General features: G+C 69.4%; 21 protein-coding genes. 3 read left to right on the top strand and 18 right to left on the bottom strand.

Annotated elements, in window-relative coordinates; all coding sequences use genetic code 11:
• Positions 1-40 precede the first annotated feature (40 nt).
• Together FS882_RS18525 and FS882_RS21165 are read right to left on the bottom strand one after the other, a co-directional pair.
• Entirely contained in the window at positions 41-1918 is a 1878-nt protein-coding gene (locus tag FS882_RS18525; RefSeq protein WP_187365372.1) for an RCC1 domain-containing protein, read from the bottom strand.
• Between the two features lie 648 nt (positions 1919-2566).
• Positions 2567-3106: a M15 family metallopeptidase gene (locus FS882_RS21165; protein ID WP_187365371.1), complete on the bottom strand. Its 540-nt coding sequence runs from the start codon at positions 3104-3106 to the stop codon at positions 2567-2569.
• Between the two features lie 383 nt (positions 3107-3489).
• Here FS882_RS21165 and FS882_RS18515 point away from each other — a divergent pair, with 383 nt between their 5' ends.
• Complete coding sequence (locus tag FS882_RS18515) at positions 3490-4017, top strand: RNA polymerase sigma factor (protein WP_262348402.1); 528 nt, start codon at positions 3490-3492, stop codon at positions 4015-4017.
• A gap of 1 nt (position 4018) precedes the next feature.
• Positions 4019-4852, top strand: a complete 834-nt coding sequence (locus FS882_RS18510) for a hypothetical protein (RefSeq protein WP_158375344.1) — start codon at positions 4019-4021, stop codon at positions 4850-4852.
• 51 nt (positions 4853-4903) lie between these two features.
• On the opposite strand, the gene FS882_RS18505 is transcribed toward FS882_RS18510, so the two are convergent.
• The 14 genes from FS882_RS18505 to FS882_RS18445 all read right to left on the bottom strand — a co-directional run bounded on the left by FS882_RS18505 (position 4904) and on the right by FS882_RS18445 (position 16594).
• The gene (locus FS882_RS18505) at positions 4904-5422 is read right to left on the bottom strand and encodes a GNAT family N-acetyltransferase (protein WP_158375342.1); all 519 of its coding nucleotides are present in this window, start codon (positions 5420-5422) and stop codon (positions 4904-4906) included.
• Between the two features lie 124 nt (positions 5423-5546).
• Complete coding sequence (locus FS882_RS18500) at positions 5547-5945, bottom strand: VOC family protein (protein ID WP_158375340.1); 399 nt, start codon at positions 5943-5945, stop codon at positions 5547-5549.
• A gap of 167 nt (positions 5946-6112) precedes the next feature.
• Positions 6113-6817 (bottom strand): RraA family protein, encoded by a 705-nt coding sequence (locus FS882_RS18495; protein ID WP_222848262.1) that lies wholly within the window; start codon positions 6815-6817, stop codon positions 6113-6115.
• 150 nt (positions 6818-6967) lie between these two features.
• Positions 6968-9373: a penicillin-binding protein gene (locus tag FS882_RS18490; RefSeq protein WP_158375336.1), complete on the bottom strand. Its 2406-nt coding sequence runs from the start codon at positions 9371-9373 to the stop codon at positions 6968-6970.
• Positions 9374-9483: 110 nt separating this feature from the next.
• Positions 9484-9807, bottom strand: coding sequence for a DMT family transporter (locus FS882_RS21160; RefSeq protein ID WP_187365370.1), 324 nt, complete (start codon positions 9805-9807; stop codon positions 9484-9486).
• Entirely contained in the window at positions 9804-10148 is a 345-nt protein-coding gene (locus tag FS882_RS21155; RefSeq protein ID WP_187365369.1) for a DMT family transporter, read from the bottom strand. The genes FS882_RS21160 and FS882_RS21155 overlap by 4 nt, the downstream gene beginning before the upstream one ends.
• Positions 10149-10157: 9 nt before the next feature.
• The gene (locus FS882_RS18480) at positions 10158-10646 is read right to left on the bottom strand and encodes a DUF5360 family protein (protein WP_222848261.1); all 489 of its coding nucleotides are present in this window, start codon (positions 10644-10646) and stop codon (positions 10158-10160) included.
• 45 nt (positions 10647-10691) lie between these two features.
• Positions 10692-11789: an ABC transporter permease gene (locus tag FS882_RS18475; RefSeq protein WP_158375334.1), complete on the bottom strand. Its 1098-nt coding sequence runs from the start codon at positions 11787-11789 to the stop codon at positions 10692-10694.
• Between the two features lies 1 nt (position 11790).
• Positions 11791-12561 carry an ABC transporter ATP-binding protein gene (locus FS882_RS18470; RefSeq protein ID WP_158375332.1) on the bottom strand — a complete coding sequence of 257 codons (771 nt, stop codon included), beginning with the start codon at positions 12559-12561 and terminating at the stop codon, positions 11791-11793.
• 61 nt (positions 12562-12622) lie between these two features.
• On the bottom strand, positions 12623-13459 hold the full coding sequence (locus FS882_RS18465) for a prenyltransferase (RefSeq protein ID WP_158375330.1): 837 nt from the start codon (positions 13457-13459) through the stop codon (positions 12623-12625).
• 90 nt (positions 13460-13549) lie between these two features.
• A complete protein-coding gene (locus FS882_RS18460) occupies positions 13550-14110 on the bottom strand; it encodes a hypothetical protein (protein WP_158375328.1) in 561 nt (186 codons plus the stop codon).
• Between the two features lie 17 nt (positions 14111-14127).
• A complete protein-coding gene (locus FS882_RS18455; protein ID WP_158375326.1) occupies positions 14128-14766 on the bottom strand; it encodes a transglutaminase-like domain-containing protein in 639 nt (212 codons plus the stop codon).
• The gene (locus FS882_RS18450; protein WP_187365368.1) at positions 14763-15857 is read right to left on the bottom strand and encodes a sensor histidine kinase; all 1095 of its coding nucleotides are present in this window, start codon (positions 15855-15857) and stop codon (positions 14763-14765) included. The genes FS882_RS18455 and FS882_RS18450 overlap by 4 nt, the downstream gene beginning before the upstream one ends.
• An 80-nt stretch (positions 15858-15937) precedes the next feature.
• Positions 15938-16594, bottom strand: coding sequence for a response regulator transcription factor (locus FS882_RS18445; protein WP_158375322.1), 657 nt, complete (start codon positions 16592-16594; stop codon positions 15938-15940).
• A gap of 227 nt (positions 16595-16821) precedes the next feature.
• Here FS882_RS18445 and FS882_RS18440 point away from each other — a divergent pair, with 227 nt between their 5' ends.
• On the top strand, positions 16822-17190 hold the full coding sequence (locus FS882_RS18440) for a hypothetical protein (RefSeq protein WP_158375320.1): 369 nt from the start codon (positions 16822-16824) through the stop codon (positions 17188-17190).
• A 1655-nt stretch (positions 17191-18845) separates the two neighbouring features.
• Here FS882_RS18440 and FS882_RS18435 read toward each other — a convergent pair.
• Together FS882_RS18435 and FS882_RS18430 are read right to left on the bottom strand one after the other, a co-directional pair.
• Positions 18846-21350, bottom strand: coding sequence for an ABC transporter permease (locus FS882_RS18435; protein ID WP_158375318.1), 2505 nt, complete (start codon positions 21348-21350; stop codon positions 18846-18848).
• Positions 21347-22030: an ABC transporter ATP-binding protein gene (locus FS882_RS18430; protein ID WP_158375316.1), complete on the bottom strand. Its 684-nt coding sequence runs from the start codon at positions 22028-22030 to the stop codon at positions 21347-21349. The genes FS882_RS18435 and FS882_RS18430 overlap by 4 nt, the downstream gene beginning before the upstream one ends.
• Position 22031: the final 1 nt, after the last annotated feature.

Below are 22031 nucleotides of genomic sequence, written 5' to 3'. Positions count from 1 at the left end.
AGGGGACTCGGAGAGACCTTGCGCGCGGGCCGGGAGCCCCTCACAGGCGCCCACCTTGGTCTCGGGCCCGGCCGGCCGAGAGGCGCTTGCGCACGACTACGACTGCGCCGGCCAGAATCAAAGCCAACGCCGCGATGATCAGCGCGAGAGGCTGGGCCCCGGTCGTGGCGAGCCTCGTCTGACCATCGCTCGCGGCGGCGGCGTCGAGGCCGGGGTCACCAGCGTCGACGGGCATCCCGGTGGTTCCGCCGCCTTGGGGGGCTCCCGGGTTGCTGGTGACTGCGCCGGTGATGGTCGCCTCGTGGGTCGTGGCGTCCCCCAGGCCGTTGCTGAACACCGCCCGGTAGAGCACGCGCTGGCCGGCATCGGGCGCGTTCACCGCGAGCCGTGTGGTGGTCGCGCCGGCGGCGTGCACGCTCGACACCCCTGCGTTCAGCGTCTCCCAGCTCTGTCCTCCGCGCTGGGACTGCCAGACGACTGATGGGGCTTCGTCGCCGTTGGCTGCGGCGGTCAGCACCACCGCTGCACCCGGCGCGTGGCTCCCGCCGGCCGGCTGATGGGTGACGCCCGGAGCGGCCCCGAAGGTGAAGCCAGATGGCAGAACGTGGCGCTCGGCGCCGTCGGCCAGGACGCGGACATCGACCACGCCGGAGGGGTGCGCTGGTGTCACTGCTTCCAGGATCGCCGGGCTTGTGCGGGACACCGAGGTCGCCTCGACCGGCCCGAAGAACACCGACTCGGTGACGTCCACCCGCGGGCCGTCAACGGGCACGGCGGAGTCGGTGGTCGTCCCGTTGCCCAGCGCGCCCTCCTGGCCGCGGCCCCAGGCGTAGAGCTTGCCGTCCTCGTCGCGCGCCACTGAGTGGCCTTCGCCGGCTGTGATCTGCGTGATCGTCACGCCCTCCAGGACGCCCGTGGCGTCGACGGCGAGTGGACTCAAGGAGTCCGCGACGGTGCCGTTGCCCAACGCTCCGGCGTTTCTGCCCCAGCCCCAGGCGTAGACCGAGCCGTCCTGGTCCAGAGCCAGCGCGTGGTGCCCGCCGGCGGCGATGCTCGTGATGGTCTTGCCTGACGGGACACCGCTGAGATCGATCGCGACCGGCACCGGCGAGTCAGCGACCCATCCGTAAGCGCCGTCACCCCACGCGTAGATCTGGCCGTCCTCGTCGAGCGCCAGCGAGTAGTGATAGCCGGCGGCGACCTGGGTGACCGTCTTGCCTGCCAGGACGCCGGTGGTGTCGACCGCGACCGGCACCGCCGAGTTCGTCCCTGCGCCGTCGCCGAGCGCGCCCCCGGCTCGGAACCCTCCCCAGGCGTAGACCGCGCCGTCCTCGTCCAGGGCCAGCGAGTGCAAGCCCCCGGCGGCGACCTGCGTGATGGTCTTGCCCGCCAGAACACCGGTGGTGTCGACCGCGACCGGCACGGACGAACTGGAAGTCGACCCGTTTCCAAGAGAGCCGCCCCCGCCAGCGCTGGCTCCCCCGTCACCCCAGGCGTAGACCCGGCCGCGGTCGTCAAGGGCGAGAGAGTGCCACCCGGCGGCGACCTGCGTGACGGTCTTGCCCGCCAGGACACCGGTGGTGTCGACCGCGACCGGCACCGCGGAGTCGACGACCGAGCCGTTGCCGAGCCCGCCGCCGTAGCCATAGCCCCAGGCGTAGACCCGGCCCTCCTCGTCGAGAGCGAGCATGCGGTGATCGCCGACGTCGACCTGGGTGATCGCCTTGCCCGCCAACACGCCCGCGGCCTCTACCGCGACGGGCTCCAGGACGTCGCGGTCGGACCCGTCGCCGTCTCCGTGGCCTCCGACGTCGCTCCAGCCCCAGGTGGACACTCGACCCTGCTCGTCGATGCCGGCGGACAGCTCACCGCCGGCGGCGACATGAGTCCAGCCCGGCTCGGCCACCTCGATCCGCACTATGGTGCCGCCGACCGTCGGGCCCGCATCAGGTGCCGGTCGGGCCCATGCTGCCGATGGAGCGAGCGCCAGGACGAGTGAGACGGTCGCGGCTGCGGTCGTTCGGACATGAGTGCGGTGCACGTCTTGACCTTCCAGGAACGGGACGGAGCGGCGCGAAGAAAACCGCCTGCGGGGATGCGTCGACGGCTCCATCGCACGCTCCTGGTACGAGCGGCACGGCGTCAGTCGATTTCCCGAGTCGAACCCACGAAGGCTCGCCGGGCGCGCGAACAATCGTAAAGGCGGCACCCGAGAACAATCGGGGACCTTGGTCCCCCCTCGACGGAATGCGGCCGGAGATCCGAACCGGATGAAATCACATTTCTCCAGGTCAGTGCGCTCGAACTGCGAGCCTCGAGTCCGCTCTTCGGGCGGGGATGCACGCCGCGCACACCACCCCCCCTGCAATCCCTCACAGGTCCCACCCGTCACCCGCGTTCGATCCGCCCCCGTGCGGCCGGCTTTCTACATTGACCGCAGGCCGTAGGCGGCATCAACGCAGCATTGTGCGATATCCGGGCGCGACGTGGGTAATGCTGCGCTCGACCGCTTTGCGCATTGCTTTGCGTGTCGGCGAAAGCGGTGCGGCAGGTTTCGCGGCGCGGTTCATGAGTACCGATCCCCGCCCGGCACGTCGAAGACCTCCTCCAGGGTGCTGATGTCCTGACGGTTCATGTACTCGGCGAGGTCCTGACCGACATAGCGCAGGTGCCATCCTTCGGGGGCGAAGCCCGTGAGGTGGGCGTTCGCGCTGGTGTACCGCACGAGGAACCCGAACTCACTGCCGTGCGCGGCGATCCACTGCCCTTCGACGGTGTGGTCGAAGCAGGCCGAGAAGTCGCACTCGGGGCGAGTCGAGCTACCCAGGTCAACGGCCAGGCCGGTCTGATGCTCGCTGTGCCCCGCGCGTGCCGAGACCCGGTCGGCATCGTCCTGGCCGAGGCTGGCGACCCACCCGGCGTGGACCTTGGCCTGGTAGGCGTGCGAGCGATAGGCGCTGCGCACGGTGAGCTGGACTCCCTCGCCCTGGGCCGCTTCCAGCAGCTCGACCAAGTCGTCGGCGACGGCCGGGTGGACGAGGTAGCCACGCACGGTGGTGAGCTCTGGCTCGTAGGTCTCCGGCGCGAGAGGGCGCTGCTTGTTCACGACGACCCACGGGCTCGACGCTTCGCTGTGCGAGTGGGCGGACAGGTCGAGGCCTGGACCCTCCTGAGGCGCGCCACGAGTCTGCACAGGACTGGACCTCGTCGACTCCACTGGATCGTGTGCGGGCGTCGTGGTCTGCGCGTCCGCTGGTGGTGTCGGCGCAGCCGGCGTGCTGCATCCAGCGAGGGTCGCGCCGAGCAACAGGGTGAGGACGAAGGTCACGGTGGACCCGCTGACGCGGGCGGAAAGGATGCTCACACCGTTGATCGGTGTCCGGCCGGGGCTCACCCATGTCACTGGGGCGTGTCTGTCATGGCGGCCCGCTTGGCGGACACACATTCCAGCAGACGCATCCCGTTCGTCTCTGGAGGTAAGCCTTGCCGGTGCCCGCCGGATCGCAGAACGTCGAGCGACCGCTGACGGCTCGCGAGACCGAGACGCTCTACATCGCGCACGCACCAGCGGTGTACCGCTACGCACGCACGCGCCTCCCGGCTGCGGAGGCGGAGGACGTGGTCGCCGAGGTCTTCGCGATCGCGTGGCGCAAGGGCGAGCGCAACCTGGTGAACCCGCGGGCCTGGCTGCTGGGCGTGGCCCGTCGAGTCCTGGCCAATCAGGTACGCGCCCACAACCGCCGCGCCGCGCTATCCGCGCGCCTGCGGTCTCACCCGGCGACGCCTGCGGATCCAGACGACGGTGTGCTGCACGAGCTGGATGAGCTGCGTCGAGCCCTGGCCCTGCTACGTCCGGCCGATCGGGACGTCATCCGCCTGCTCGCGGCGGCTGAGCTGACGACTGCAGAGCTGGCGCAGGTGCTCAATTGCTCGCCGGCCAGCGCGGCCACCAAGGTCCACAGGGCGCGCCGTCGTCTACGCGCCGTCTATCCCGAGCGAACTGAGGAAGGAGCCTGAGGTGGCTGATGAACTCGCGCGAGCCCGGCGCACGCTGGAGCGTCTTGACGATGAGCTCGACCTGTCGCGGGTGCACCTGCAGGCCAGGGCACGCGCCGAGAAGACTCAGGACGCTCACGAAGGAGCCGGGTCAGCGCCCTCGGAGTCCATCGAGACGGTGCGGGTGAGGCACATCGGCGAGCGAGCGTCCCGCGGGGCCTGGCGTGACCGGCGCCTTGCGGCGGTCTGGGGCGGTTTGGCGGCGTCGGTGGTGACTGGCCTGGTTCTCACGCTGGGTCCTTCGGGTGCCGAGCCCCCTGCAACCGGTCGCGCCGCTGGCGGGCCCGGCCTGGCGCCAACGGACGACCCGAGGCCAGCGACCACGATGTCGGGAACGGAGATCGCAGCGCACATCGCGCGAGCGGTCTCCGCCCCTGAGGTCTGCGGGGTGCGTTCGACAGCGAGCCTGGGTGAGGAGTCCGCGACCCGGGTTGATCGGGTGGCCGCCACGGCCGACGGACCGAGGGTGCCGTTGGTCAGGGACCCGCTGACAGCCCTGCACGATGCTGCGGTTCACGAGCTGCACCACATCGTCAACGCCGGGCCCAGCGCGCTCAGCACACTCGACTCGCAGCCGGATGACCAAGGCGACCTGCTTCGTGTCGAGTTCGCCGACGACGGAGCAGCACTCCTCGGAGGGCAGGTCACCGAGGTGCGGTATCTGGTCGACACCTCGACGTGGCTCCCCCGAGGTCAGGAGCTCGCCGCCGTCTCTGAACAGGGAGCCGAGTACGTCCTGGTCAGCGAGATGCAGTGGCTGGGGTGCGACGGACTTCCCGTCGACGACCCACGATGACTCCGATCAAGGCCGGACCCGAAGATCAGGACTGCACCGGACGTCCGATGTCTACCTGATCGCAGCGAACAGCAGGCTGTCTTCGCTCTGCCCTCGAATGACGACGTGGGACCGCATGCGTCCCTCCTGGGCCATGCCGATCTTGCGAAGCACGTTCTGGGAAGCGACGTTGGCGGGGCGGCAGGTCGCCTCGACGCGGCCCAGCCCTAGGTTGTCCAGGCCGAACCGCAGCACGGCGCCAGCCGCTTCGCTGGCGTACCCCCTGGCCCAGTGCGATCGCGCGAGGACGTACCCGAGTTCTGCGCGCCGGTGTTCCCTGCTGGTCACGGTGATGGCGCAGGACCCCACCATGACCTCACCGGTAGTCACGGCGAAGGTGTAGGACGCTTGATGGGCCGACGCCCACTCGGCGACCACCTGGTCGACGAAGCCCCTCGTCTGCTCTGGCGTCCACGGCCCCCAGGCCACATGCCGACACACCTCGGGATCCTCGGCGTATGCCTGCACTGACTGCAGGTCCGAGATGACGAGTGGCCGTAGGTGCAGGCGTCTCGTAAACAGCGCGACCATCTAGGTACTCCTCGAGCTTGCTGCGGCCGTTCCTGCGCGGCTGGGTCCGGGCCTGGGCCGACGGGGGGCAACTCAGGCGCGGCGGGCGATCGAAGCGGCCGGCCACTTGGCTCTGGGCTGAGGCTCAGGTCCGGCACGGGGCGGACAGGACCCACGTGATCCCGAACCGATCGGTGACCATCGCGCTGACTCCGTCGTCGTGCGGGGGCGGGTTGAGCACCAGCTGGGTCGCGTTCGCGCTCCCTTCGCTCAAGACCGACAGGGCTGTGCGAGCGGACTCGAAGGTGGAACAGTGCGCGTGGAGGCTCACCGCGGACCCCGATGGGATCGGCTGGCTGGTGTCGGCCCCCGTGATAGCGCCCGTTTCGGTCAGCTGGAGGTAGGCGTGCATGACTCTGGCTTGCTGCGGCTGGACTGCGTCGCCGTAGCGAGCGATCTCCGCCGCGGGTGCGTCGAACGCCCGCTGGTACAGCTCGAACGCCTCTTCGCATTGGCCGTTGAAGGTCAGGTAGGGCGTGATCATCGTCGATTTCCCTCGCTGGGTGGTGGTCTGTCGTGACCGTTCTTTTCTAGACCCGGGCGGTTAGCCCCGGGTTAGGACTCGGGCGGCGAGACACGAGCCCGCGCGAGGCAGAGTCGTCTCGCTCGCCGCCCCCGGCACGACCCGGCAACTCCGCCTTCTCCTGGTCATCATTGCTCGATCGCTCCCCCGACGTTGCGGAGGTGCTCACGGAACGTCGTTCCCTGGCGTGCGCGGGCGACGAGGAACTCAGCGAATCGCGTCTGGTCGCGCAGGGTGACTCCCGCGTTCATCCGCAGCGCTTGGGCTCGTTCGGTGTCACGGATCGCCCGCGCCGCGTCCGCGATCTCTCGCCAGTGGCCCAGAGGAAGGAACAGCACGCCGTCGTCGTCACCGAAGACGACGTCCTCGGAGGTGACCACCGCTTCTCCGATCTGGGCGACGGCGGTCGCAACGGCAGGCTGAGCTCCTAGGCGGGCCGGTCCTGCCGGCACAGCGCCTTCGCTGTAGAGCGGTAGTGCGATGGCGCGCAGCTCGCGGGTGTCGCGATGCAGGCCCCAGATCACGATGCCGGCGAGCCCGGCGTGCCGAGCCTCGAGTGCGAGCAGGTCACCGACGCACGCCTCGTCCCGTCGCCCGCGGTTGTCGATCACGAGGACGTCGCCGGTTGCAGCGTGCTCGATGGCCTCTAGCAGCACGTCGACGCTCCCGGCGTGCCGGACGGGGCGGGCTCGTCCCAGAACGCGAGCGTCCCGCCGCAGAGGCCGCACGGTGGGCGGTGCTTGGCGCACTCGGCTTCCGAGTCGCACGATCGCGTCTGCGACGTGGGCAGTGCTCAGGTCGAGGAACGTCTCGTGCAGATCCTGCTGATCCACGAGTGGTCCTTCCGGTTGCGGATGTGGGTGGTCACCGACGCGCCGGGCTGTCATGTCGGCCGCCGATGCGATCCGTGGCTCGAGCGGGTCGGGCGCCGCGATGCCGCCAGCACGCGTGACGCAGATCGGCGCTGGCCCCGCGAGCCGTCGTCAGCCGCCGGTGTGCCCCTCGCCGTCCAGGTCTTGATCGGGCAGCGTTGCTTGGTCCGTGTCTCCCTGCTGGGACCGTGGCGCTCCGTCGGACAGGGTCAGCGTGATGGTGGCGCCGGGCAGTGCGCTCCTGCTGGGGCTCTGACTGGCGACTGAGCCAGCACGCACCGAGGACGGAACACTCCCGGCGACGAGAACCGTGAACCCCGCGCTCTCGAGCTGCGCGCGGGCGCTCGCCTGGTCCATGCCGATGACGGAGGGCACGGGGATCATGCGGCCGTGGATGCTGGTGCTGTCCGGCGGTGCGAATCCCGGGTTGGGCTCACCGTCGGCAAGGGCTTGGTCCATGAACCGCTTCCAGGTCGGTCCAGCGATGGTTGCTCCGAACACGTTGCGGTAGTAGCGCCCGTTGATCGTGGTGCGCTGCATCGGGGTGAAGGAGTCGGCGTACCCGACCCACACGGCCGTGGCCAGGCGCGGGGTGTAGCCGACGAACCAGGTCTGCTCGTTCTCGGAGGTCGTGCCGGTCTTGCCCGAGGCGGTGTAGCCGGACGGGGCCCCTATCGCCTTGCCGGTGCCGTTCCAGACGTTGCTCAGCGCGTGGTTGACCGCGTTGGCGATCTCGGGCTGGATCGCCTGGGTGCAGCCGGCCTCGGGGATCGGCAGGTCGGTTCCGTCGGGGTCCTTGACGTTGGTGATGGCTACGGGCCGGCAGTACGTGCCGCCGGACGCGAACGCGGCGTAGGCCCCGGCCACGGCCAGAGGGCTGGTGGAGTCCGACCCGAGCACGCTGGAGGGATAGGCGTTCATGGGCTCGCCCTCGACCCCGTGGGGGGCTTGCACGAGCCCGAGCTCAGCGGCACCTTCGGCAATCGAGCACAGGTCGAGCTGCATCGCCATGGACAGGTAGGCGAGGTTCACCGACTGCCGCGTGGCATCCATGATCGTCATCGACCCGCTGCCACCCTCGGCGTTGCGCACCGGCCAGGTGGAGCTGCCCAGGCGCGCCCCGCAGGCGGTGAACTGGTTGGTGTCCAGCGTCCGCGCGGTGCCGTTGACCTGCTCGCTGAGGTTGTGGCCCTGCTTGAGCCACTCGAGCAGGGTGAACGGCTTGTACGTCGACCCGGGCGCGAACCCACCCGATCCTCCGTAGGAGAAGGAAGTGTTGTAGTTGACCGAGACCTCCCGCCCGGACGCGTCAGCGGTGTTGTTGTAGTGGCGGTTCTGGGCCATGGCTTTGATGTAGCCGGTTCCAGGCTCGACGACGGTGATCGCGGATCCGACCCCGGTGCGGTCGTCCACGGGGACGCCGTTCTTGACCTCGCTGTCGGCGTGGGTCTGCAGTCGCGGGTCCAGGGTGGTGGTGATGGTCAGACCACCGCGGTAGAGCCGGTCTTCGCGTTCTTGGGGGGTCTCGCCGAACGCGGGGTCGTTGCGGATGACCCGGGTGACGTAGTCGCAGAAGAAGCCCGACCCTTGGATCACGTCGGCGGCGGCCATGCAGCCGCTGCGGGCCTCGCTGACGTGCAGTGTGTCCGGCAGAGGGGTGGCGACGCCTGAGTCGTGCTCCTCCTGGGTGATGAAGGCTTCTCGCAGCATGTTCCCGAGCACGATGTCGCGACGCCCCTGGGACTTCTCGGGGTGCTTCACCGGGTCGAACGCGGTCGGGCTCTGGGTGATCCCGGCGATGGTCGCGGCCTCGAGGTAGGTCAGGTCGGACGCGGGCTTGCTGAAGTACCGCTGCGCAGCCGACTGCACCCCGTAGGTCGCCACCCCGAACTGCGCGATGTTGAGGTAGCCCTCCAGGATCTGGTCCTTGGTCAGCTCCTTCTCCAGGGCGATCGCGAGCTTCGCCTCGCGCAGCTTGCGGGCGTAACCCTCGGCGCCGTCGGCCTCGCGGGCGGCGTTCGCGGCTTCAAGGTCACCGTCGCGGACCGCGGACTCGATCAGGGCGTTCTTCACATACTGCTGGGTGAGCGTGGAGGCGCCCTGCGTGGAGTCGTTCAGCGAGTTCTGCACCAGGGCGCGCACCATCCCGGCCGGGTCGATGCCACCATGCTGGTAGAACCGGCGGTCTTCGGTGGCGACCACGGCGTCCTGCAGCACCGTTGCCACGTCGGTGAGCGCGACGACCTCGCGGTTCTCGGCGAAGAAGGTGGCGAGCAGGGTGCCGTCAGCGGCGAGCATGAACGACTTCTCCGACAACGGTCGCGCCTCCAGCTCCGAGGGCAGGTCCTCGAACGCCTCGACGCTGAGGTCGACCGCGGCGTTCGCGGCAGCCACCGCCGGCAGCACGAGGCCAGCGGTCAGCAGACCACCCACACCGGCGGTGAGGACGAAAGCGAGGAGCAGAGCCAGTACCTGGACGAGGGTCAACTGGCGTCGGGGCACACTTGTCCGCAGCATGCCAGCACGCTACGAACGGCCGATCGTTAGGTGCTGGCCCCGCAAGGACTGAGTAGGTGGCGTGATCTGCGGTCGTCCTGCACCGCGATGACCCGCCAGGTCGGGCGCCGCTAGACCGGAGCTCCGCTCTCGATGAGAAGCACGCCGAGCACGGTCAGGACGATGCCGAGGGCCGTCAGCCGTGAGAGCCGTTCTCGAAAGAGCATCCGGCCGGCCACGGCGGTCAGACCAACGCCGCACGCGGCCCAGACGCCGTAGGCCACGCCGAGCTGGAGCCCGAGTTGCAGTGTCACGGCCAGCGCGACGAACGCTGCCAGATAGCCAACGGCTACCGCGAAGTACCAGGCTTTGGAGCTCGTCACGGCGATCCGCAGGGCGATGGTGGCCAGGACCTCGAAGACGATGGCCCCGGCGAGAGCGATCCACGCGTTCACGCCTGGGCCACTTGCTTGCGCGCGGGGCGGGAGCCGACCTCGACCAGGAGCACCCCCGCTACGACCAGGGTGATACCGATGGCCATGATCGGTGTCAGCTGCTCGCCGAACAGCGCTGAGGCGAACACGGCGGTGAGGGCCACGCCTGCTGCCGACCAGATCCCGTAGGCGACACCGAGCGCCAAGCCTGCGTGCAGTGCGCGGGCGAGGCACAGGAAGGCAGCGCAGTACATCGGCAGGACCAGGACGTACATGCATGGTTGGTCGACGGCGGCGCGCATCGACAGCGAGCCCGCGACCTCTGTGGTGATCGCGCCCAGCAATGCCAGCCATTTGTGCATCTGAGCTGCTCAGTCCCGAGTCGTGGGTCGGCTCGTGCTCGAGGGGTGTGGGCTCGTGCCCGGCGGCGATGAGATCAGGTGCCCGCCGCGCGACAGCGCGACCAGCGCCACAACGGGAAACAGCAGCAGCCACAGGTTCGGCAGCCACCAGGCGAGGTCGAAGTCGCCGCGCAGGATCCAGAAGTTGACCGCCATGAGACCCGCTGCCGAGGTCAGGGTGAGGGAGATGACCATGAGCGTGCGTGCTGCCGGGTGGCCGGTTCGCGCGAGGACGAGACTGAGCAGCCCGGTCCCGATCGCCGTGAGGTCCATGCCGAGGAAGGACCAGTTCCAGTCGCTCATGAACCGCCCGCCTCCCACCGACAGGAACCCCGCGGCTGTCGCGATCCAGTAACCGAGGAAGCCCACGTCCGTCCACAGCATCGCGGTCTTCACCCGCCGCACCAAGATCGGGTCGCTCGGGGCGGGCGCTTGGAGTGCGGCAGCGCTGCAGATCATCGTCGGACCCTTCGGTCGGGTTTGTGCTGTTGGTGGGCCATCGGCTCACTCCCATCGGAACAGCCGGAACGCCAGCAGATACACCAGTACGGTCCAGCCCAGGACCACGGCGAGCTGGGGCGCCACAGTCATCAGGCTCGCGCCCTCGGTGGTGATGAACCGGATGCCGTCTGCGACCGGGGTCAGCGGCAGCCACGCGGTCGCGTCCTGGAGCCAGCCGGGCATCAGGAACCGCGGGAAGAAGATCCCGGACAGGAACATCAGCGGCAGCGCGATCAGGTTGGACAACGGCGCGGCCTGGTTCTCGTTCTTGGCCCAGGCGCCGACGAGCAGCCCGAAGCCGATCATCATCAGCAGGCTGGGGACCGCGAAGGCGAGAAGCGTCAGCCAGCTACCGCGCATGTCGAAGCTGAAGATGGTCAGGCCCGCGATCATCATCACCGTCAGGGAGATCAAGCCGATCACCAGATACTGCAGCGCCGTCCCGAGCAAGAGCGAGGGCGCCTGGAACGGGGTGGACCGGATGCGCCGCAGGACACCCTGGCGCTTGACCGCCGGCATGATGTTCGCCAGCCCGAACAGCCCGAGCGAGAGCATCGAGAAGGCGACCATGCCGGCGAAGGTGTAGTCGAACTGCGACAGACCCGCGGTGCTGGTGGGTTGCTGCTCGACGGTCAGCGGGTCGACGAACCCGGTCATCTCCCGGTTGATCGCGTCGAGCATGCTCTGCATGACCGCGGCGACGGTCTGCCCGGACTGCGGGGATGATTCCTCGTAGTAGACGGTCATCTGTCCGGTCGGCAGCTGGGCGTCTCCGACGGGCCCGACCTGTCCGAAGCCCTCGGGCAGCTCGACGATGCTGTCGATCTGCCCGCGGCCCATCTGCTCCTTGGCCTCGTCCAGGGAGTCGACGTCGACGACCTGGAACAGCCCGTCGTCCTCGGCTCGATCCACGAAGGCTGTCGTGAACTCTGATCCCGAGCTGTCGATGACCGCGACACGGAAGTTCGTGCTGGTGTCCCCGAAGATCGTGCCGAACACGGCGAGGAACACCAGCGGCAACAGGACCGTGAAGAACATCGCGACCGGGTCGCGGGAGAAGGCGCGGAGCTGGGTGCGCGCGAAGGTGACGATCGCGGTCATGTCAGTCCCTCAGCGCTTTCCCGGTCAGGTCGATGTACACGTCCTCGAGGTCGGCGCGCTCGACGGTGGTGTCCTTGGTGAACCCGCGGGCGAGCAGAGCGGCAATCATCGCCGGCGGCGAGTCCAGGGCGATGATCTTCCCGGCGTCCATGATCGCGAGCCGGTCACAGAGCCTTTGTGCCTCCTCCATGTAGTGGGAGGTGAGCACGACCGTGATGCCCCGGGCTTTGATGTCGACGATCAGGTCCCACAGGTGGCGTCGGGCTTGAGGGTCTAGGCCGGTGGTGGGTTCGTCCAGGAACAGCACGCGTGGGCTGTTGATCAGGGCGGTCGCGATCGAGAACCGCTGCCGCTGGCCGCCGGAGAGCTTCTCGGGGTAGGTCTTGGCCTTCTCGGTCAGGTCGACGGCGCCGAGCAGGTCCATCGGGTCGATCTTCGCACCGTAGAAGGACGCGAACATCCGCATCTGCTCGACCAGCGTGACTTTTTCGTAGAACGTCGAGGACTGCAGCTGCACGCCGATGATCGACCGGATCTTCTGCGGCTCGGCTGCCACGTCGATCCCGTCGATCGTGACGGTGCCGGAGTCGATGGGCCGCAGCGCCTCGATCATCTCCAGGGTGGTGGTCTTGCCCGCACCGTTCGGCCCGAGGATCCCGAAGACTTCGCCCTGGCGGACGGTGAATCTGATCGCGTCGACCACGGTGTGGCCGTCATAGGTCTTGGTCAGGCCAGACACGTCGATGATTCCGTCCGTGATGGCGGTGCTCATGGTCGCTCCGTTCTGTGGGCGAACGCGGGAGTTGTCGTTGTCGGGACGAAGCGCAGCATCATCACCGCCGCAGACCGAGGTTGGCTCGGATCTCGCGGTAGCGAGCGGTTGCCAGCTCGCTGGCTCGCCCCTTGCGGCAGAACGCCAGCCGGGCGAGCTTGGGAACGACCCGTTCGACGACGACCTGGCCGTCCTCGAGCTTGGCCTCCAGGGCGGCGAGCGCCTCACCGAAGCGGGGGTCGCGCCGTGCCCGGTCGAAGAAGGACAGCACGTAGACCCAGTAGAAAAGGTTGTAGTCGCGGAACGGGTAGGACACCTGCATGAACAAGGTGCCGATGCCGTAGTGGCACGGCCCGATCGGGGCGCGGCTCGTCCAGTGGTTCAACAGGGACTCGACGGCGTGGTCGACGGCGGGCCCTGCCGTCGAGTCCGTGTGCCGGAAGGCGTCCAACGTGACCAGGGTCGGCATCGGGTTGGAGTTCTCGGTCTCCGGTCCGCGCCCGAAGCTGAACTTGTTGCACCGCCAGCCTCCGTCGTGGTGCTGGGTCTCCAGGAGGTGCCGCAGCGTGGTCCTCACCCGCGAGTCGTCTGCATGGCCCATCCGGCACAGGAACCTTGCGGCGATCGCCGTCTGGCAGGGCAGCACTGCCCCGCGGGGGTAGAGCGTGAACCGCCCGTCCGGCTGCCAAGCGGAGAAGACCAGGTCGGTGCTCTGGCGCAGCACCGGGTCGTCACGGCTCATGCCGAGCTCGAGCAGGAGCAGCGGGCTCTCGAGCGCTGAGAACGGCGCTCCCTTGAGCAGCCGGCGGTCCGGGGTCGTCCACAGGTCGGCCCCCTGATCGTGTCGGTGTGCGAGCACGGCCTCGATGTCGGACCGGTCACGCTCGTCGACTGCCATCTGCTGTCCTCCGGTGGATGTGCTGGGACGGCTCATCGCTGAGTCGGATGCCTGGCAGAGAGACGGTGGGCTCGCGCATCGAGCGGGCGCTCACCAGCTGCTCGCGGTCGCCGAGCCCGTATGGAGCTGCGGGCTCTCCCGCGCGCACATCACGTCCTCGGCGAGGCCGTCGTGCACGAGGTTGGTCGGGAAGTACAGGGCGGGGCCGACCGGCAGCTCGGAGGGTTCCAGGCCCCAGACGGCCATGACGCAGGCCTCGAGGGCGAAGTCGACCGCAGGCATCACGGGGTCGTCTGCCGGCCGGTGGTCGACGTTGATCGCTGTGGTTTCGGTGAGCATGTGCTGGAGCACGATCTGCCCGTGGTGAGGCTGCGCACAGTCGACGAACGCCAGGTTCGCCATCCCCCAGGTCGGATCCTGCTCTCCGAGCATGTAGCAGTCGCCGACGTGCGCTTCCTGGGCATGGGTAGGCGCGTTCGCGGCGCGCGTGTGGACATCCACCGGTGGTCCTGGGGCCGAGTCCTCTGTCGTACTCGTCGCGGAAGGTGAGGGCTCAGCGATGCTGTCGGCGCCGGCTCGAGGGTCACGCAGGAACAGCATGATCGCGCACAGTGCCAGGGCCGCGAGAGCCAACTCGACGATGAACCGCATGCGTGCTTCACGTCGTGTCATGTGCTCGACCCGCGCCCGAGCGAACTGGGCAGTGTCGCGGTCAAGATGTTCTCGGCGGTGCTGAGCACATCGACCACGGTCCGGGCGGGCGCGACCTGGACGTGGGGGTAGTCGATCTCACCGGACTCTGGATCAAGGGTGTAGGCCAGCCGCTCGCGGTCCAGGGAGAACTGGGCGTCCAGTCCGGGACGGTTGCCTCGGACGTCCTGGCGGTGCCACCTGCCGCGCAGGTACACCGCGATCAGGCCGTGCAGGACGAAGCCGTTCTCCTCGTCGGCCAGCAGCTGGTAGCACAACCCGGTGGGCACTCCTCCGGCGCGCAGCACCGCTGCGGCCAGGTGCGACTTGGCGTAGCACAGTCCCACGCCGTGGTAGAGAACCTCGGAGGCGGTGAGGGTGGCGCGTGGGTCGCCGGCATCGAAGGAGTGTGCGATCTCATCGCGCACCCACTCGAACGCTGCGCGCGCGAACTGCTCGTCGTCGCGGCCGCCGCGCAGGCTCGCGGCCAACCTGCGCACCTGCGGGTGCTGGGTCTGGATGACCAGGCCCGAACCGAGGAACCGGTCGGGGCGAGCAGCCTGGGGACTGCGCCACGGGGTGGTGCTGGGACCTGGGCTGGGCGAGTTGGTGCTCATGAGCGGTCCTTTTCTGCTGGTCGTGGTCCCGGGTGTGATGCGGGCAGCTCGATGCGTGCGGTCAGGCCGCCTTCGGGTCGGGCGGTGAGCGTGAGCCGCCCCTGGTGCAGGGTCACGATCTCGTCGATGATCGCCAGGCCGAGACCCAACCCTGAGCCTGTGGTGGCCGCGGTCGGGGGTGCCTGGATCCGGGTCGCGGTCCCGCGGTGGAACGGTTCCTTGAGTGTCTCGACGGTTGCGGGCAGCAGGGCTTGCCCGTCATTGGTCACTTCAACTACGGGGCGCATCTGCCCGTCCAGGTCCTGCACACCGGCCCAGGCCAGGGCGTGCCCGCCATGCCGGTTGTGCACGATGGCGTTGTCGATGAGGTTCGCGCAGACCTGCGCGAGCATCTGCTCATCGCCGAGCACGATCGTCTCGGTCTCGTGGACCGTGAGCGCGATCTGGGCGGCATCGGCTGCTTCGGCACGTTCGCGCACCGCCGCGGCCAGGAGCGCGCCGAGGTCCACGGGGACCCGCACGCCGAGGCCCTGACCTTGCGTGCGGGCGAGGGTGAGCAAGGAGTCCAGGATCCGGGTGCTGCGCTCGTTGGCGGTGACCGCGCGACGCAGGGCGGGTTCGAGCTCGGCCGGCACTCTGCCCTGCGTCAGCGGAACGTCGAGCGCGGTCCTGGCAGTGGCGAGCGGCGTGCGCAGCTCGTGGGACGCGTTGGCGACGAAGCGACGCTGGGACTCCAGCGCCTCAGCGAGCCGGTCGAGCATGGCGTTGATCGTCTCGCCCAGCACCCTGACTTCGTCATGCGGCCCTTCGATCGGGATCCGGGCGTCGAGGTTGTCGGCCCCGATGTTGCGAGCCGCGGCAGTCGCGGTCTCCAGGGCACCCAGCACGCGACGCAGCAGCAACCAACTCACGGCGGACGCCGTGGAGACGAACACCACCACGATCACCGCCGACCACCTCGCGAGCGACCGGGTGAGCCCGCCTTCCGCCTGCAGCTGGATCGCGGAACCGTCGATCGACAGATCAACCAGGACGTACAGCACGGCCGTCAGCGCGAACCCCGTGGCGACCAGCAGCGAGATCGTGATCACCGTCAGGCGGGTACGCAACGACTGCGGACGCCGCTTGGGCGAAGGACCGACGCGATCTGGGCGCGGCGAAGAGGACGTCATCACGTGATCCGGTACCCCAGGCCCGAGGTGGTCTCGATGACCTCGGGGTGTCCGAGTCTTACGCGCAGGCCGTGAACGGCGACCTTGACCACGGAGCGGCTCCGATCACTGCGGCCTTCCCAGACGTCGGCGAACAGCTCGTCGACGGACACGTATCCACCGTCGGCGACGAGCAATGCCGTCAGAACAGCGAGCTGCAACGGTGTCAACTGGATGGCACGACCGTCGCGGGTCACCGTGCGGCGCTCGGCGTCCAGACGGACGCCGGCGCGCTCATACACCTGCCGGTCATCAAGGTCGACTCGGCGCCCGAGCGCTCGGATGCGGGCCAGGAGCTCGACGTAGGCGAAAGGCTTGCCCAGGTAGTCGTCGGCACCCAGGTCCAAACCTGCAACCCGGTCGTGCAGGGTCGCGGCCGCGGTCAGCATGAGGATCCGCGTCGGGCTGCCCACAGTCGCCAGGGCCTGACAGACCGCATCGCCCCCGAGCACAGGCAGGTCCCGGTCCAAAATCACCACGTCCGGCTGCCACGAGGCGATCCTGGCGAGGCCCGCGGCCCCTTCGTGCGCAACTTCCACCTGGAAGCCCTCAGCGCTCAGCCCTTCGGCCAGTGAGAGCGCGAGATCGACTTCGTCTTCGACAACGAGTACGCGCATCGTTCCCCCTCGAGCCTGATCGACGGCGTGACCAATCAAGCATCCCGCCCGCCGGTTAGCGATGGGTTAACCCTCCCCTTACCCTCCCGCGACTAGACCAGGGGCGTCACGAACTCGCCCGGAAACGTCCAGATCAGGAGCCCATGATGGGTAGCCCCGACCACGGCGCCACTGCAGCGTCCGGCCGAGCAACGCAGACCACACCGCCGAGTGATCAGGTTGGAGACATGCGCCCTTCCGAGCTCGCGCCGGGTTCATGGCCGCGCGGCCAGGCACTACGTCTGATCGCAGCGGTGTGCCTCGTCCTGCCTGCGCTCTTGGCGCGCTGGCTGATCGGGGAGGTGGAGCCGCTGGCGATCGGTCCGGTGCGTCTGCCCGCCGCGTTGCTGGCGGTTCTCCTCGTGGCGAGCGGCACGGTCGCTGCAGCCTGGGCATGGGTGCAGGACGAGGTAGTGCGCGAGCGACGTGACGCCGAGCCGGTAGGCAGTCGCGCGGTCCGCTGGTTGCTCCACGCCGGGATGACGATCTTGATCGTGCTCGGCTGGCTAACAGCGGGACTCACGGTGCTCCTGGGGTTCCTCTTTGATGCCGTGTAGCCATGGCGCCTGCAGACTGTGACGCCGCGAGTTGTGGGCTCCGCCCGGTCCCCAGCAGGGCGCTCATCGCAGGCGGTCGACCAGTTCACCTCGTCTCACTGCGCGCCGTGCGAGCAGGGTACGACGACGCACATCAGCGCAACGGTGTCCAGCGCATGGTCGAGCGTGCGAGACCCGCACGGTTCGGCCGCGACCATGCCGGCGTGCTCGAATGCGGTCCAGGGGCGTGGCGCGCGTATGCAGGATCGCGCCGAGCTGCTGCTCGTTCGACGCACATGCCCGGCAGGAACGCGGCGACGAGAAGGCGAGGACCTGAGGCCGGGGAAGCTCTCCGCACGACGGACCGGCGCTGGATCCGACGGCGGCGAGCGTGTCCGGACTCTCCATTGACGTCGGCCCGACCGAGGTCGCCCGCTGGTTCGGCGCACACGTCGCGGTCCCGGTCGGGGCGAGCTGAGCGGTGGCATGACCCGCCACTCCGCGTCTGCGTGGCCGTCCCCTCCGAGTCGGCGCCCACGAAGTCGCAGCTCTGCAGCAGTCAAGGACGCCGCTGTCGGATCGAGGTCTAGTTGCGCCCCCCACCCCAGGACTCACATGACCCGCCGGTACCGAGCTGGCGTCCGAAGAGCGCCAGTGTGGCGGCCGGCGCTGGTCGCCGCTCCCCGCACGTGAGGGCGAAGGTCTCCTCTGCCGAACCCTGCGCAGAGGCGAAGAGCAGGTCGTCGCACGCGGCCATGTTGCCCGAGGCGCAATCCGCCAGTGCTACCTTCGGGTCGACGTGACGAGACGGGTCCCCGGTCACCAGTGCGGCGAACGCACCAACGACCAGGGCGCAGCCCAGGGCGATGCCGAGCACCTTCGCAGCGCCTCGATGCCGTGGAGGACGCGGCGCCCCTTCGCCCGGGGCAGCGGGGTAGCCCGGAGCCGGTCCGGACTGCTCGAGCGGGGAGTGCTGGGAGTCTGGCATGAGAGTGGTCCCATCGTCAGGGTCGTCCACGAGCCCGCCGGGAACTGGCGAGTCGGCACAACGTGTGGATCAACGCGGGACGCGAACAGAGGAGGACGCCCCACCGGCACCGGCCACGTGGGGGTCTTTCCGGGGCTCATCCGGCCCGCTTGGCACCTACCCGGAGGCGGCAACACGAGTCTGGCTGACGCCCGGTTAAGACCCGGTATCCTGCGACTGCTGTCCCTGGCCAGCCGCTCGAAGCCGAATGGCGCTCCCCCACCGGCGGCGGTGTGCCTCGTCTTGCCTGCGTTCTTGGCGCGCTTGCTGATCGCGGGAGTGGAGCAGCTGGCCGTCGGTCCGGTGCGTCTGCCTGCCGAGCTGCAGGCGGTTCTCCTGGCGGTGAGCGGGACGATCGCTGCAGCCTGGGCCTGGGTGCAGGACGGGGCGACGCGCGAGCAACGTGCTGCAAGGCCAGTCCGGAGTCGCGCGGTCCGCTGGTTGCTCCACGCCGGATGACGATCTTGATCGTGCTCGGTTGGCTGACAGCGGGACTCACGGTGCTCCTGGGGGTGCTGTTCGACGCGGTATAGCCGCGGCCCTCCACACCAGGACGCCGCGAGGTGCGGGCGATCGGGGTCTGCGCGCGGCCGATGCACCCGGCTCGTCGGTGACAAGTCCCCGGAGCGTCGCGGCATCGGCGGAAGGTTCACCGCAGGCGGTCGACGAGTTCGCCCCGTCCGACCGCCCGTAGAGCGAGCAGGGGCACCACGGCGCACGTCAGCGCAACCGCGGCCAGCATCGCTGCGCTCGCTCCTACCGGGATCGTGTACGCGATGCCGAAGTCGTCGGTCGCGCGGAACGCGGCCGCGCCGGCCGGGACCGCGAAGGCCACGGACACCGGGACCGCGAGGAGCCAGTGGCCCAGACCTTCGAGAACGGCGGCACGGCGCAGCTGCGCGCGCGTTGCGCCGACGGCTTCGAGCAGGGCGAGCTCGCCGGCTCTGGCGTGCGCGGTGGCGGCCATCGCGGTGCCGAAGTTGATCAGCGCCACCAGCATGAGGACGGCGGCGATCACCGCGCCCAGCAGGCTGAGCTGCTGCGCGCCGTCCTTCATCGCGTCGTAGGCCTCGATCTTCGAGTCGAGCTGCACGTCGCTCGCGTCGCCAACGAGCGCGCGGACGACTGCTTCGGTCTCGCGGTCGAAGGCGCGGTCGTAGGTGATCGTGACCTCGTCGACATGGGGAGGGTCGAGGACCGTCTCGACGTACTGCGCGGCGACCACCAGTCCTGGGGCAGGGCCACCGGAGGGCACCGGCCACCCGGGCGCGATGGCGACGATCCTGGGGGCCATCGTGGTCCCATCGACGCTCTGCACGGTGACGTGCTGACCGACGACGGCGCTCGCCTGCCAGTCGGACACCTGCGGGGGGAACGTGAGGATCGCTGCACGCCCCGAGTGGAAGTCCTCGAGCACCACGGGTTCGGGCAGCACCGCGGCGATCTCGGCGAGGCGGTCGTCGTCGACGCCGATCAGTACGCCGTGGAACGCTTCGGGCTCGGCGATGACGAACTCTGGGCGGGCGTCCTGCCACCGGTCGTACCTGAAGCGGTCGAAGAACTCGACGTAGTAGTCCTCGGGGATCGCCGGCTGGCTGCGGACGGCGACCCCGTCCAGCGTGACCGCCGAGACACTGGCGACTCCGTCCACCGACCGCAGTGCGGCGACGAGGTCGTCGTCCAGGGTGCGGTCGGGGCCTGTGACGGCGGGCCACCCCTGGGGTTCGCTGCGGTCGGAGAGCACCATGTCGCCCGCCCAGGTCTGGTCGAGCACACGGGCGCTGTCGTTGCTGGCGACCAGCACTCCTACGGTCAGGCAGGCCACGAGGGCCAGAACGAAAGAGCTGACGACACTGGCGGTGCGCCGACGGTCGCGGCTCAGGGACCGAGCGGCGAGCATCGTGACCGTGGACCGGCTGCGCGGTGTCGTGCGAGGCGTTCGGAAGGGCGCGGGCAAGTGCCGCAGCGCGTCGACCGGCGTCAACTTCGAGACAGCGCGCAGGGGTGCGCGTGCGCTCACGGCCAGGGTGATCGCGACGAGTGCGACGGTTGCGGGTATGACCACGGCGAGCAGTCGCGATGGTGACACGGTGGGTGGCAGGTCGAGCGCCGCCGTCAGCAACCGCGGCACGGCGATCGAGCAGAGCACGGCGCCCGCCGTGACGCCCGTCGTCATCCCGATCACCCCGAGCCGGATCACCTGGCGCCGGACAACGCGGCGGAGCCGGGCACCGGTGGTCCCGATGGTGGCCAACAGCCCGTACACCCGGATCTGCTGGGTCAGCCAGATCGACAGCAGACTGCGCACGACCAGAGCGGCGCTGGTTCCGATGAGCAGGACCAGCAGGCCCGCCGCCGCCACGGCGGTGCGCAGCGTCTGCAGCGAGGTGTCGTCGGCGTAGAAGGACTGCGCGCGCTCGACACCGAGCTCGGCGCTCAGCGCGGCGACCCGCCCGGCGTCCAGGTACGGGTCGTGCAGCGTCAGATACAGGGTGCTCGCGAACTTGTCGGTCGCGGCGATCCCGGCCTCGTCCTGCAACGACGGTGCCACGTAGGCCAGGGCGTTGCGGGTCTGGTCCTTCACGATGCCGACGAGCGTGAAGGTGCGAGCCTGCGGCGTCGACTCGCCGGCCTGCGTGCCCGGTGGGCTGCTGAGGCGGAAGCCCAGGTCGAGCGTCGTCCCCAGGGGCGCGTCGCTCACCCCGAGCTGGGCGAGCGCCGGTACGGACAGGGCGATCTCGTCGATGTCTTCGGGGTAGCGGCCGTCCAGACGTTCCACGGCAGGCAGCACCTGGTGGGTCCAGTTGGCTTCGTCGCTGGCGACCATGCGGAGATCGACGTCGCGCCCGGAGTAGGTCTCGACCAACCCGACGTCCACGCGCACCCCGGACCACGCGACGCTGTCCAGCCTCTGCGCGGCGGCGATCTGGTCGGCCGTCGGCCCCATGAGGAACGCGTCGTAGGCCATCCCCGCCCAGTACATGCGGCGATCTCCGGAGGCCTGGCTGTAGGCCACTCCCACCGACAGCACGGTGACGATCATGAAGCTGGCCAAGGCGAGCGCCGCGATGATCCACCGGTTGCGGGCGCGAGCGACGCGGTAGTCGCGGTCCGCGACCCGCGCGACGACCGGCCGGTTCCGCACGGCGGTCACGCCGCGGCTCGCGGTGTCACGATGCGGCCGTCCTCGATCCGCACGATCCGGTCCGCCAGCTGCGCGATCTCGTGGTCGTGGGTGATCAGCACCACGGTCTGCCCGAAGCGCCGCGCTCCGGTCGTGATCGCCCCGAGCACGTCCTGCCCCGACCGGGTGTCCAGGTTGCCGGTCGGCTCGTCGGCGAGCAGCACCTCAGGCTTCGCCGCCAGGGCCCGTGCGACTGCCACACGCTGCTGCTGCCCGCCCGAGAGGTGACCGGGCATCGCCGCCTGACGATCCGCCAGGCCCAGGCCCGCGAAGATGCCCTGGACGAAATCCTCGTCGATGCGGCGTCCGTCCAGCTCGGTGGGCAGCACCACGTTCTCCCGGACGGTCAGCATCGGCAGGAGGTTGTAGGCCTGGAACACGAACCCGATCGAGCGCCGGCGCAGGACCGCCAGCTCGTCGACGGACAGCCCGGACAGGTCGACTCCCGCCACCCGGACGGTGCCGCTGGTCGGGCGGTCCAGCCCACCGAGCATGTGCAGCAGCGTGGACTTCCCGCTGCCCGAGGTGCCGACCACGGCGACGAACTCCCCGCGTGCCACCCTCAGCGAGACGCCGCCCAGGGCCGAGACGCTCGCCTGCCCGCTGCCGTAGGTCTTGACCAGGTCTTCGGCGACCAGCACGTGATCCATC

It is taken from the genome of Cellulosimicrobium cellulans, assembly GCF_007679345.1.
Classification (GTDB): domain Bacteria; phylum Actinomycetota; class Actinomycetes; order Actinomycetales; family Cellulomonadaceae; genus Cellulomonas; species Cellulomonas cellulans_A.
Note: the sequence above shows the minus strand (reverse complement) of the source record. Positions and strands in the feature narration are given on the sequence as shown.

Bases quoted from the DNA above. Each gene is read 5' to 3' on its own strand.
- FS882_RS18505 (WP_158375342.1), bottom strand. From the start codon at position 5,422: ATGGTCGCGCTGTTTACGAGACGCCTGCACCTACGGCCACTCGTCATC.
- FS882_RS18500 (WP_158375340.1), bottom strand. From the start codon at position 5,945: ATGATCACGCCCTACCTGACCTTCAACGGCCAATGCGAAGAGGCGTTC.
- FS882_RS18490 (WP_158375336.1), bottom strand. From the start codon at position 9,373: ATGCTGCGGACAAGTGTGCCCCGACGCCAGTTGACCCTCGTCCAGGTA.
- FS882_RS21155 (WP_187365369.1), bottom strand. From the start codon at position 10,148: ATGCACAAATGGCTGGCATTGCTGGGCGCGATCACCACAGAGGTCGCG.
- FS882_RS18480 (WP_222848261.1), bottom strand. From the start codon at position 10,646: ATGATCTGCAGCGCTGCCGCACTCCAAGCGCCCGCCCCGAGCGACCCG.
- FS882_RS18475 (WP_158375334.1), bottom strand. From the start codon at position 11,789: ATGACCGCGATCGTCACCTTCGCGCGCACCCAGCTCCGCGCCTTCTCC.
- FS882_RS18470 (WP_158375332.1), bottom strand. From the start codon at position 12,561: ATGAGCACCGCCATCACGGACGGAATCATCGACGTGTCTGGCCTGACC.
- FS882_RS18465 (WP_158375330.1), bottom strand. From the start codon at position 13,459: ATGGCAGTCGACGAGCGTGACCGGTCCGACATCGAGGCCGTGCTCGCA.
- FS882_RS18460 (WP_158375328.1), bottom strand. From the start codon at position 14,110: ATGCGGTTCATCGTCGAGTTGGCTCTCGCGGCCCTGGCACTGTGCGCG.
- FS882_RS18455 (WP_158375326.1), bottom strand. From the start codon at position 14,766: ATGAGCACCAACTCGCCCAGCCCAGGTCCCAGCACCACCCCGTGGCGC.
- FS882_RS18445 (WP_158375322.1), bottom strand. From the start codon at position 16,594: ATGCGCGTACTCGTTGTCGAAGACGAAGTCGATCTCGCGCTCTCACTG.
- FS882_RS18440 (WP_158375320.1), top strand. From the start codon at position 16,822: ATGCGCCCTTCCGAGCTCGCGCCGGGTTCATGGCCGCGCGGCCAGGCA.
- FS882_RS18430 (WP_158375316.1), bottom strand. From the start codon at position 22,030: ATGGATCACGTGCTGGTCGCCGAAGACCTGGTCAAGACCTACGGCAGC.